This is a genomic window from Thermanaeromonas sp., from assembly GCF_021890735.1.
Taxonomy (GTDB): Bacteria; Bacillota; DSM-521; order Neomoorellales; family Neomoorellaceae; genus Thermanaeromonas.
In genome coordinates, this window is sequence record NZ_JAKKUR010000012.1 from 31,950 (window position 1) to 42,728 (window position 10,779).

Annotated in this window: 15 protein-coding genes; all 15 read right to left on the reverse strand. The window is 50.1% G+C overall.

Translation table 11 applies throughout. From position 1 onward, the window contains the following. Nucleotides 1–207: 207 nt before the first annotated feature. Nucleotides 208–1,257 carry an endolytic transglycosylase MltG gene (gene mltG, locus L5656_RS04195; RefSeq protein WP_297199492.1) on the reverse strand — a complete coding sequence of 350 codons (1,050 nt, stop codon included), beginning with the start codon at nt 1,255–1,257 and terminating at the stop codon, nt 208–210. Nucleotides 1,258–1,335: 78 nt separating this feature from the next. After that, a complete protein-coding gene (locus L5656_RS04200) occupies nt 1,336–2,715 on the reverse strand; it encodes a VanW family protein (protein ID WP_297199495.1) in 1,380 nt (459 codons plus the stop codon). Between the two features lie 82 nt (nt 2,716–2,797). After that, nucleotides 2,798–3,025: a zf-TFIIB domain-containing protein gene (locus L5656_RS04205; RefSeq protein WP_366017887.1), complete on the reverse strand. Its 228-nt coding sequence runs from the start codon at nt 3,023–3,025 to the stop codon at nt 2,798–2,800. A 236-nt stretch (nt 3,026–3,261) separates the two neighbouring features. Continuing rightward, nucleotides 3,262–3,675: an EamA family transporter gene (locus tag L5656_RS04210; protein ID WP_297199501.1), complete on the reverse strand. Its 414-nt coding sequence runs from the start codon at nt 3,673–3,675 to the stop codon at nt 3,262–3,264. 148 nt (nt 3,676–3,823) lie between these two features. Continuing rightward, nucleotides 3,824–4,219: a M67 family metallopeptidase gene (locus L5656_RS04215; RefSeq protein ID WP_297199505.1), complete on the reverse strand. Its 396-nt coding sequence runs from the start codon at nt 4,217–4,219 to the stop codon at nt 3,824–3,826. Further along, nucleotides 4,216–5,154 carry a cysteine synthase A gene (cysK, locus tag L5656_RS04220; protein ID WP_297199508.1) on the reverse strand — a complete coding sequence of 313 codons (939 nt, stop codon included), beginning with the start codon at nt 5,152–5,154 and terminating at the stop codon, nt 4,216–4,218. The genes L5656_RS04215 and cysK overlap by 4 nt, the downstream gene beginning before the upstream one ends. A 97-nt stretch (nt 5,155–5,251) precedes the next feature. Next, complete coding sequence (locus L5656_RS04225) at nt 5,252–6,388, reverse strand: ubiquitin-like small modifier protein 1 (RefSeq protein ID WP_297199511.1); 1,137 nt, start codon at nt 6,386–6,388, stop codon at nt 5,252–5,254. A 30-nt stretch (nt 6,389–6,418) separates the two neighbouring features. After that, nucleotides 6,419–6,658: a sulfurtransferase TusA family protein gene (locus L5656_RS04230; protein WP_297199514.1), complete on the reverse strand. Its 240-nt coding sequence runs from the start codon at nt 6,656–6,658 to the stop codon at nt 6,419–6,421. 42 nt (nt 6,659–6,700) lie between these two features. After that, a complete protein-coding gene (locus L5656_RS04235; RefSeq protein WP_297199516.1) occupies nt 6,701–7,648 on the reverse strand; it encodes a 4Fe-4S binding protein in 948 nt (315 codons plus the stop codon). A 195-nt stretch (nt 7,649–7,843) separates the two neighbouring features. After that, a complete protein-coding gene (locus L5656_RS04240; RefSeq protein WP_297199521.1) occupies nt 7,844–8,116 on the reverse strand; it encodes a DUF1292 domain-containing protein in 273 nt (90 codons plus the stop codon). A gap of 33 nt (nt 8,117–8,149) precedes the next feature. Further along, nucleotides 8,150–8,575, reverse strand: coding sequence for a Holliday junction resolvase RuvX (ruvX, locus tag L5656_RS04245; protein WP_366017882.1), 426 nt, complete (start codon nt 8,573–8,575; stop codon nt 8,150–8,152). A 5-nt stretch (nt 8,576–8,580) separates the two neighbouring features. Then, on the reverse strand, nt 8,581–9,528 hold the full coding sequence (locus tag L5656_RS04250) for an aldo/keto reductase (RefSeq protein ID WP_366017884.1): 948 nt from the start codon (nt 9,526–9,528) through the stop codon (nt 8,581–8,583). A gap of 54 nt (nt 9,529–9,582) precedes the next feature. Beyond that, the gene (locus L5656_RS04255; RefSeq protein WP_297199524.1) at nt 9,583–9,885 is read right to left on the reverse strand and encodes a hypothetical protein; all 303 of its coding nucleotides are present in this window, start codon (nt 9,883–9,885) and stop codon (nt 9,583–9,585) included. 4 nt (nt 9,886–9,889) lie between these two features. Further along, nucleotides 9,890–10,138: an IreB family regulatory phosphoprotein gene (locus L5656_RS04260; RefSeq protein ID WP_297199527.1), complete on the reverse strand. Its 249-nt coding sequence runs from the start codon at nt 10,136–10,138 to the stop codon at nt 9,890–9,892. Nucleotides 10,139–10,140: 2 nt separating this feature from the next. Further along, the coding region (locus L5656_RS04265) for a DHHA1 domain-containing protein (RefSeq protein WP_297199530.1) at nt 10,141–10,779 on the reverse strand (639 nt) is incomplete at its 5' end.

Consider the following 10,779-nt stretch of genomic DNA (forward strand, 5'->3'; position numbering starts at 1 on the left):
AAACAGATACGTAAGTTATAGAGACAACGGTTTTATTTAGCTTGTGTCTACAATCACAATGCCTATATTATATTTCGACATATATAAGGAAATTCCTGCTATGATTAAAAAATAATTTAAAAAAATTGTGGTCCCTATAAAATCAATTAATGACAGGACAAAATAAATTAGAACTCCTCACAGGCAAAGTTATTTAATAAGGAAAAATTATTTTTGGGACTGGTAGCGGCTGATAGCTGCATTATGTTCTTCCAGGGTGCGGCTAAACTCATGGGAGCCATCAGGGCGGGCCACAAAATAAAGATAATCAGTGGGAGCCGGATTAAGGGCCGCAAGCAAGGAAGCTCTACCTGGAGAAGCAATAGGTCCTGGGGGCAGACCGAACACCCGGTATGTATTATAGGGCGAGTCAATCTCTAGATCCTGATAAGTCAATACCGGCTTGGGTTCTTCTAGCAAGTATTCAACTGTAGCGCAGGATTCTAGCTTCATTCCTTTTTTAAGCCTATTCAAGAAAACCCCGGCAATAAGGGGGCGTTCCGCATCAAGCTTAGCTTCTTTTTCCACCAAAGAGGCCAAGGTCACCACCTGAAGAGTGTTAAGTTCTAACCCTGGAGCCCGGTGGCGGCTAACTTCACTATATACCTCCTGAAAACGATCTAACATCTTGCGTATTATATTCTCGGGCTTGTCCCCTACAGCTACCCGATAAGTATCTGGAAACAGAAAGCCCTCTAAGTATTTAGGACCAGGGGATATACCAGCTAAGAATTCATAGTCATAAGGCTTAGATACGGCTTGCCAGAACTCCTCCTGGGTCATCAAGCCTTTAGCTTCCAGTAGCTGGGCGATCTGTTTTAAAGTATACCCTTCTGGGATAGTAAACTCCTCTTCCCAAACCTTCCCGGCCACCAATTGGTCAAGAAGGTACTTTAAATTAGCACCGGGTTGCAACTGGTACACTCCGGGTTTTAGCTGCTGATCTACCCCGTACCATAGGGCAGACAAACGAAAAGCTAGGGCGCTCTTTATCACTCCACGAGACTCAAGGATCTCGCCAACTTCACGGGCCGTAGCACCGGGCGGGATGGTAACCTTGACCAAGGTGGTCCCTCGGTGTACCGAAGTAGCAAAACTGGCCTGCCACCAACCGGAAACAAGGAGAACCAAAACTATAACCAAGCTAAGGAGGCTTATTTCAGGCCGCAGCGTCTTAACACCGGACAGCTTTCTCCCGAATTCTGGAAATTGCTCCATGGGGTATCTCCTCTTTCCACCCCCATTATAGCAGGAGGGGAAGAGGCTTGCCAGCTTTTTTACCTTTTTCCCTTAAGGCTAGCCAGACTGCTTAAGCTTTTCCTCCGGTTGCCCTGTCCCCAGGCGAACTACTTTAGGTAAAGGAGGATAATAATCCTGGGATACAACTTCTTCCCATACCTTTCCTCCTTCCCGCCAACGGCGCTTAACACGCACGCTAAAACCCGGCTGACCCTCTTTTTCTATTATCATGCGCCCCAAGGGAAGACGAGCATCTTTTATAACTTTACAAGGAGTAGGGATCTCCTTAAGTACTTCAGCCGTCACTTCTATAGAAGGAGCTTGTTGAGGTCCATAAAAGGTAAAGGCCAGGTTATCCTCTAAAGCCTCGGCCTTAAGCCAAAACCAATAGGGAGTATCGTTACGAAGCTTAAGATCGATAAGCCCATAGGCTACGGTGGCGTCTAAACCTGGAGGGACATAACTTACGCTTAGACCATGGGGTTGCCGTTCTACCACCGTAAGCCCGGCCCGGAGGGCTGCATTGTAGAGGGTAGTGGATACTTGGCAAACCCCACCACCTATGCCAGGAGCGAATTCCAAGGATTCGATAACCAGGGCTTCCACGTAACCCCGTTCCGGGGTTCTGGGCCCTACTATCTCGTTAAAGGATATTTCTGCCCCTGGGGCTACCCATATACCATCCAGGGCCTGAGCAGCCAGCCGTATATTATGGGCCCGGTTCTCCTCGGCCGGGTTAAAAAAGGTACGGTAACTGGCCACCGGCCTGGTTATCCCCCGCCGAACTATCTCCTCAGTAGTAACCGCCGGCATTAGCCTTACTACTGGTATCTTTATAGCTTCCCCGGAATACCAGGTCCCGGATGTCTTTAACGCGGCCCATAGTTCTTCAATATCTACCATCCACCCCTCATGGGCTGGGACCACCTGGATTTTCCCTTGAGAGTCTACCTCTAAACTGGCATCCTGCGGATTTTGGCGTAGGGCCCCTACCAAATGTTCAAGCTCTATAAGACCTTTATCTTTATCGTATCTATACACCACCTCTACTTCATGCCTTCTACCAAGCCAGAGGAAACCCAATCCCTGCCACCAAGACCCTGACCGGCCCACTGCCCAGGCTTGGGCCAGGGTAGCCTCCACATCCAGGGTCACCCCCAAGGCTCCGTAGGTAGTAATGAGCACCCGGTCCCCCCATATCAATTTTACAGGCCGGGTGGCCTCCTCAAGGGCTTCCCTGATCAGGGCCCGACGCCCCTCCTCCAGGGAAAAGCCACCTAAATACAGGCTCCCGGCATATACTCCTGGGTAAATCCTGCCTGTTAGCCACGGTAAACCGAAAAGACCAAAACCCAAAGCACCTAAGGTGAAAACACCTAAAATGATCTTTAAAACCCTTATTCTGCCAATAGTCTGGCCGTTTGTTTTCAAGCCCATCCCTGCCTTCACGGGGTCCTTTTCTCATAATTATTCCCCCGTTAACCGGCAGGATACCAGCGAATGTTCCGGATACCGTATTCTAATCAAAGAAATCGAAATCAAAGATTTCTTCCAGGAAGTTCCGGCGCTTCTTATGGTGATGGTACTGCTGCGGTGGGGGATTTTCCACGTGATCAGGGTTTGTAGCCAAGAGCTTTTCTAGCTCGCCCCGGTCCAGCCATACACCCCGGCACTCAGGGCAAACATCAATCAAGACCCCCCGCCGTTCCACTTCCTTCATGGGTACATCACAAAAGGGACAGCGCATTTTATCAGTCAAGCCGGCCCCCAGACCAGGCCTTCCCCTCCTTTCTAGGTTTAATTTGCCTTGGGACAGGGCGACAGGGGGCCTAAATACTTACCTGCATAAAGCAGGAGAGGGAATATTTAGTCGCCCAGTATATAGTGTAACAAATCAATTAACTGCTAACAACCGGGCAAAGGGGTTGCTTCGTAACCTTCAAGCGACCTGAAGCCCAGGTTAAATGGCTCATAGCAACTCAACTAAAACCTTTGTACTAAAAACACACCGAGAACAATTAAACCTGCTCCGATCCCCCGCATTAGGGTGATTTTTTCGCCGAGCAGTAAAGCGGCCAGGAGCAGGGCCAGCACAGGGTAGGAGGCTACTATCGGAGCTACCGAGGAAACCTTGCCTGCCTGCAGGGCCTTAAAATAAGCGAAATGCCCGATCACGGACGCGGCTAGCCCTTCCGCTATGAGCAACGCCCAGGTGCGCGCGTCAAAGGTTTTAAGATTTCCCAACCCGGCCGTGGCCGCCCCCCATAAGACAAGCACAACGAATACCCCCAGAGTACGCGCTAACAAGGCACTGAAAGGATCGCTCTTCACCAATCCTAGCTTGGCGAAGATAGGCCCCAATCCCCAGCATATCATGGCTAACAAAGCCCAGAACACCCAACTTATAGCTGCCACCCCCTTTTTAAAATATTATTTCAATATTCATATTCAAACCTCTCGCTTACATTTAGTGTCTTTAGTTACCCTCAGTTACCAATACCTTTGTTTATTAGACTATAGTGCTTACTATTGAAGGGGTAAGAAGCTATAAAATCTTCAAGGGCTCCTCCCTAACGTCACCATCTACAATCCAAAAAGCCCGTAGTACAGGTTGTAATGGATCTCGAAGGGAAAGGATAAAGTAGAGGGCTTCGGGATAAAAAGCGAGACGTACATCAGTAGGTGATGGGTAGGCTTCGGTAACAGGGTGGGAATGAAATATTCCCATTATTTCCCAACCCTTACTTTCCACTTCCCGGAATATGCGGAAAAGTTCTTGGGGATCTATAGTATACCGGGTAGGACTATGTTCAGCATTTGTCGCCGGGTAAAAGGCTAAAATCTCTCCCCCTGTGCCGGCCAGTATACCGCAGGCCTCATTAGGTAGGTTATTTTGGGCATGGGCGATCATTTCTTCTACTAATTCCCGCCGCAGTTTCATGTTCCATACCTCCTGGGCTCAGGAACATCCATTAAACTTAGGTAGCGTTCTCCAGTGTCTGGAAAAACCGTAACCACTGTTTTACCTGGACCTAGCTCACGGGCCACCTTTATAGCTGCATAAGCTGCGGCACCGGAAGAAAAGCCAGCCAGTATCCCTTCTTCACGGGCCAGCCTCCGAGCCATATCGTAGGCCTCCTCGTCTCCTACGGTGATCACCCGGTCAATAATGCCTCTGTTCAACACCCCAGGAATAAAGCCAGCGCCCAGCCCTTGTATGCGGGTAATTCCTGGCCGCCCGCCCGACAAGACTGGAGACTTTGCAGGTTCAACAGCTATAATTTGGACGCCGGGCACCCTCTCCTTTAGTACTTCACCTACCCCTGTCAGGGTACCCCCTGTTCCCACCCCAGCAACAAAAGCATCTACCTTGTTACCTACCACATCCAAGATTTCCTGGGCTGTGGTAAGCCGGTGGATGGCGGGGTTGGCGGGGTTAGTGAATTGACGCAACAAATAATAACCCTTAGTGCGCGCCAGTTCTTCCGCCGCGAAAACAGCGCCAGACATTCCTTCTATGGCCGGTGTAAGGATCACCTCTGCCCCCAGCCAGGTAAAAAGTTTCCGCCTCTCCAGGGACATGTTTTCAGGCATAGTTAACACCAGCCGATATCCTTTGGCCGCTGCTACTACTGCCAACCCTATCCCTGTGTTACCGCTAGTAGCCTCCACCAGAGTATCCCCAGGCCGCAGCAACCCCCTTCTTTCGGCATCTTCTACCATGGCTAAGGCGATCCGGTCTTTAACACTGCCACCGGGGTTAAAGGCCTCAATCTTGGCCAGAATTTGTGCCGCCTCTGGCCCGGGGAGCCTGTTTAGGCGCACCAGGGGGGTCTGGCCTATGGTTTCCAAGATGCTTAAGGCTACTTTGCCCACCCAAAATCCCCCTTTAGTACAACTTCACCCCCGGGAGAATATAGCCAGATACTCTCTAAGGGAGCCAGTTTGCGAGGCACAAAGGGTTATGGAGATCTCACATAGACGCTTGGGAAAAGGCTTCGGGAAGATTCCTCGCTCCCTCCTCCCCTGCCCCGGGCCTCCCCAAGCAGTACTCTTCTCCATAATCCCTTAACTCCTTTATTTCCGGATTATCCCCGCAAGCGGGACAGGAAGGGTTGCGGGCTATACGGAACTGCCGGAAAGTCATGGTAAGGGCATCCACGAAAAGAAGTTTTCCAGCCAGGGAAGAACCCAAGTCAAGAAGGATTTTTAAAGCTTCCGTAGCTTGAATAACCCCTATGAGCCCGGGAAGAACCCCTAAAACCCCTGCTTCAGCGCAGGAAGGGACACTTCCAGGCGGTGGCGGGGCAGGATAAAGGCAACGGTAACACCCTTGGCCGGGTAAAAATACCGTAACCTGGCCTTCAAAACGAAAGATACTCCCATCCACGAGGGGCTTCTGCAAAAGAACACAGGCGTCGCTTAGTAGGTAGCGGGTGGAGAAATTATCACAACCGTTTATCACTAAATCATAGGGCTGAATAACCTCTAAAGCGTTGGCTGCACTTAAAGCGAAAGGATAGGTTACAACCTTCACCTCTGGATTTATATCGAACAAGGCCTCGCGGGCGGAATCCACCTTCAGACGACCCACATCGTGGCCATGATGTAGTATCTGCCGCTGTAAGTTGGAAAGGTCTACCCGGTCAAAATCCACCAGCCCCAGAGTCCCCACGCCGGCAGCCGCCAGGTATAAAGCTGCGGGCGATCCTAACCCGCCCGCACCGACGATAAGCACCTTGGAATTCAATAACTTTTCCTGCCCTTTTCCACCCACCTCAGGAAGAAGGATATGTCGGCTATAACGTTCAACTTGTTCAGGGGTTAAGTTGCTACCTCCAGCCATAGCAGGGATTATAGCTACTTGGTCCCCTTCCTTTAAGGGAGTAGATTTCCCCTGTAGACTGCGAATCTCTTCCTCGTTCACGAACACGTTTAGGTGTTCGTGTATATCTCCTTGAGGATTAAATATCCTTTCTTGGAGTTCCGGAAAAAGCTCAATAAGTTTGGTCAGTACTTCGTCCACTGTATGCGCATCCACCACTACGTTAGCTCGGCCACCGGTTAAGCTCCGATAAGGAGTAGGAATATATACGGAAACAGAAGGCATAATTCCACCCCTCCTTAATTACTTTGGGGTTCACTCACCCACCTTTTCTATAAGCAACCGGAAAGCCCCGCCCAGGTTCTCCACAGATAAAACGCGATGCCCTTCCTCCTTTACGCTACGAGGAATGTTGCGAACCGGATCTCCGGGATCCAGTAAAAGTTCCAGCACCTGCCCGGCCTCCAAATCTTCTAAGGCCAGTTTAGTACGTACAAAATTCATAGGACAGGGGGTTCCCCGCAGGTCTAAAGAAATACTCGGTGCAGGAAGCATCTCTTCTCACCTGCCTAAAATGAAATTTCCATTAATGGCATTTTAATCTTCATAAGCAGGGAAGGTAGCTGCTACCCCGCGGTAAAAGACACTCTGCCACCTTGGCTTTTCTAGGTCAACGTGGGAGAGCAGATACTGTCCAATGACTGGTTTAAGGGCGCGGCGTAAAATATTGATCCCCACCCGGTCTATAGTATCGCCTATCCTCTCTCCAGGCTGACCATGCTCCCGATACCAATGGATTACCGTTTCGATCACCGGGAATATTAATTCATCAGGAACGAGGGAGGCTATAGGATAGGCCACGTGGGGGTGTCGGCCGTGCTTTCCACCCACATACACAGCATGACCACACCTACCGACTGTAAGGGCATCCGTAGGGCAGCTATGAAGACAGTCGCCACAACCTAAGCAACGACCAGGATCCCGCCAAGGCAGATTATCCTTTAGATAAAGGGCTCCCTCCTGACACACCTCTACACATAATCCGCAGCCATTGCATTTATTGGGGTCTAGGGCCGGCTCTACTTCTCCTTGAAAACCTAGATCGTTTTCCCGGGACCGCATACAATCAGTTGGACAGCCGGAGAAAGAAATCTTAAACTTGTGGGGGAGATCCCAGCCGAAGTAACGCTCGTTTACTTCTTGGGCCAATCTTTGGGTATCTACCAGGCCATTGGGGTTATATTCGCATCCACCACAGGCAGTGGGTACCCGCACCCGTTTTCCACAGGAAGCCAACCTTTGTCCAGCAGCCGCCAGTTCCCGAGTAACAGCTTCTACATCTTCTAGTTTCACATATAAAATCTCAGGCGACATGCGCACGGAAAGATGCACTATCCCTCGGCCGTACTTATCGGCCACATCAGCTATGGCCCGTAGCCTTTGAGAAGTAAGTCGTCCGCCAGGAGCCATACACCGGATGGTCACCATCCTTTTTTGCCGCTGGGGGATAAGCCCGCCAGCCTTGAGTTCTTCAGGAGACCTCATCGAGCTTGCCTCCCTAAAGTTTTCTATATGTTAGAATGAATAAAATGGGTAAATTGAGTAATTTAATTGATTTACTGGGATTTATATTAGGATATTACACAAGACTTGTCAAGCCTAACCACAATAAAAAGACCCGCTCTTTAAGAGTAGCGGGTCTTATTTCCCTTCGTCAGTTTTTTGCCAAACTATCTTTCCCTAAATATCTTCCCAAATATTTTCTCCTTCTTGAAGCTTTCTCCAGGCTTCTGCTACCCTCTCCCATTCCTCCTCGCTTTCTATTTCGTACAACACTTCCTTACCTTCCTCATCCCACCCAACCTTCAACACTAAAGCCTCGTCTCCCATCTCCTCTACCGGAAGAAGGATCACGTACTGTTCTCCGTCTAACTCCAAAATGTCTACCACTAGGAACTCGTGCTCCTGCCCTTCCTCATCTTCCAATAAAATGGTAGTTTCTTGATCAGCCATATCCTCACCTCAAATTTTTTAGGGTTGGCCTTATCATAACCTATTCTGCTGCTGGCAGTCAAGATAACTCTGAAGGATCAATACTGCCGCCAGACGGTCGATGACGCTCTTCCTGCGCCGCCGGGAAAGGTCGGCTGTAATAAGCACTCTTTCGGCAGCCGAAGTAGTAAGGCGCTCATCCCAGGGCACCACCGGTAGTTGTAACCGTTCCTCTAAAGCCTCAATGAACTCCAATACCTTCCTGGCCTGGGGGCCCAAACTCCCGTTCATATTGCGCGGAAGTCCTACCACTACACGCTCCACACGATATTCTTTGGCTAACCTCAGAATTGCTTCAAGATCTTCCTCCAGCTTGCCCCGTCTTCTAATGGTGGTAACACCTTGGGCCGTCCATCCCAAGGGGTCGCTTACTGCCACACCTATGTTTTTTTCGCCCACATCTAAACCCATTATACGCAAAGCCTTTAAACCACCTTAAGACAAAAATCCCGGCAAGAACTGGCACAATACCCGCAAAGTATGCACAGGTCCTCGTCCACTACCACTCTGCCCTTCTCTAATTTTAAAGCACCCTGGGGGCACCGCTCAACGCAGGAGCCGCACCCCCGGCACCATTCTTCTATATGCAGCCTCCGCTTTTTATTTTTTATTTTTCTTAAGACTTCAGGCGGTACCTCTTCACCAAGGGTCCAGGCCACGTTTGCTATAACCTCTTCCACGGACTGCACACCCACGGCTACGGAATGGACAAAAGGTAAATTTAACACAAAGGTCAAAGCCTCCTGAGCTCTACCCGCCAGATGACCCCCGCCTAAAGCCTTCATGGCATATATGCCTTTCCCGGCTAAAAAAGCTTCTTTTACAGCCGCCAGCATTTCCTCCCGCGTACCATCTAATATCCCTAATCCTTCCATGTTAATCAAGGGATGAACAACGTCGATCTCCTTCACCTTAAGACTTGCCCGAACGGCAGCTACCGCATGGGTAGAAATTCCTACTGCTCTGATCAAACCTTTGGCCTTAGCCTCTAACAAAAAATCTAGGGCTTCCCGATGACCAGCCAAGGTTTGTTCTGATTCTTGCTCGTGCAGAAGGAAAATATCTATAACCTCCCGGTCCAAGGCCCGGCGGGCTTCTTCCAAGCTTTCCCTCATCCCCTCCCGGGTATAATCATAAGACTTAGTGGCCAAGACCACAGGCCCAGGCCATCCCTTAAGTGCCTCTCGTATATAAGGGTAGGTTCCATAGATTTTAGCAGTGTCTAAGAAATTGATGCCTAATTCCAGGGCTGCCCGTATAACCCGGGCTCCAGCTTTAACATCAAGGTGCGCTTGAAGGGGTCCCAAAGGTAAAGTGCCTAAGCAGAGACGCGAAACCTTTATCCCTGTCCTCCCTAGTTCCACATACTTCAAGGAAAAACACCTTCTTAAAGCCAACAAAAAAAGCCCGAGCATCAGCACCAGGCTTTAAGAACCAATAAGCTCAGCCAGCTTCTTTTCCCAATAAGCCAGGCGGTCTTCCGCTTTAGAAAGCATCTTGCTGTCTACTTCTGTAAAATAACCCCCTTCCGCTCTGGCCCTGGTCTCCTCCAAATGCGCCCGGAGGATGTTAAGTCCCCTTTGGTAAAGTTCCGTGGCATAGCCGGCGCGCCGACGTTCATGGTCCCAGGGGGAATTTTGCCAGTCACGGATGGCGGCCTTTAGGAGGTCGAAAAACTGTTCGCCCTCGGTATAAAGATTTATAATCAGCTCTGAATCTGAGAGGGCCATAAAGTTATTTATCCTCCTTTAAATAGTTCTTGAGTAATTCCTCCAAAATCTCATCTCTTTCTACCCGGCGGATAAGGTTACGAGCTCCTTTATGGCTCGTAATATAAGCCGGGTCCCCGGAAAGAAGATACCCCACAAGCTGATTAATAGGGTTATACCCCTTCTCTTCCAGAGCTGCCTTGACCTCTTGTAATACTTCCCTCACCCGTATTTTTTCCTCTTTTTCCATTTCAAACATCATGGTTTCCTGCATGGTTACCTGCCCCTTTCCGCGCCAGAGGCCCCAAGCTGCTCTGCTATTACTTGTAACACGTGGGCCAGGGCCTGATCTAGCTTAGCCGGATCCTTTCCGCCAGCTTGAGCCATGTCCGGCCGCCCTCCTCCGCCCCCAGCTGCGATGCGAGCTACTTCGCGCAACAAATTACCCGCATGTATACCCTTAGCCACTACATCTTTAGTCGCCATGGCTACAAAATTTACCCGCCCGTTGCTGGTAGAACCCAGAACCACTACACCTGAACCGAGTTTGTCCCGTACGAGATCTGCCATTTCCCGCAAGGCCTCTATATCGGCCACCTGGACCTTGGCCGGAAGCACCCGCACCCCGGCAACTTCTTTAACCTGGGCCAACAATCTATCTACCTCATAGGAAGCAACCCTGTGACGTAAGGAAGCTATCTCCCTTTCCATTTCCTTAAGCTGCCCTAGTAAGGCTTCCAAACGCCGGGCTACCTCCCCAGGAGGTACCTTTAGCAAGCCCGCTACTTCCTCCAGCTCTGCCCGTTCACGTCCTACTAATTGCAGGGCAGCCCGGCCAGTTACCGCCTCTATTCTCCTTAAGCCTGAGCCTATCCCGCTTTCGCTGGTAAGCCGGAAAAGACCTATCTCACTGGT

Excerpts from the sequence above, each read along its gene's own strand:
- mltG (WP_297199492.1), bottom strand. The coding sequence starts at position 1,257 with ATGGAGCAATTTCCAGAATTCGGGAGAAAGCTGTCCGGTGTTAAGACG.
- L5656_RS04200 (WP_297199495.1), bottom strand. The coding sequence starts at position 2,715 with ATGGGCTTGAAAACAAACGGCCAGACTATTGGCAGAATAAGGGTTTTA.
- L5656_RS04205 (WP_366017887.1), bottom strand. The coding sequence starts at position 3,025 with ATGCGCTGTCCCTTTTGTGATGTACCCATGAAGGAAGTGGAACGGCGG.
- L5656_RS04215 (WP_297199505.1), bottom strand. The coding sequence starts at position 4,219 with ATGAAACTGCGGCGGGAATTAGTAGAAGAAATGATCGCCCATGCCCAA.
- L5656_RS04225 (WP_297199511.1), bottom strand. The coding sequence starts at position 6,388 with ATGCCTTCTGTTTCCGTATATATTCCTACTCCTTATCGGAGCTTAACC.
- L5656_RS04230 (WP_297199514.1), bottom strand. The coding sequence starts at position 6,658 with ATGCTTCCTGCACCGAGTATTTCTTTAGACCTGCGGGGAACCCCCTGT.
- L5656_RS04235 (WP_297199516.1), bottom strand. The coding sequence starts at position 7,648 with ATGAGGTCTCCTGAAGAACTCAAGGCTGGCGGGCTTATCCCCCAGCGG.
- L5656_RS04240 (WP_297199521.1), bottom strand. The coding sequence starts at position 8,116 with ATGGCTGATCAAGAAACTACCATTTTATTGGAAGATGAGGAAGGGCAG.
- L5656_RS04255 (WP_297199524.1), bottom strand. The coding sequence starts at position 9,885 with ATGGCCCTCTCAGATTCAGAGCTGATTATAAATCTTTATACCGAGGGC.
- L5656_RS04260 (WP_297199527.1), bottom strand. The coding sequence starts at position 10,138 with ATGCAGGAAACCATGATGTTTGAAATGGAAAAAGAGGAAAAAATACGG.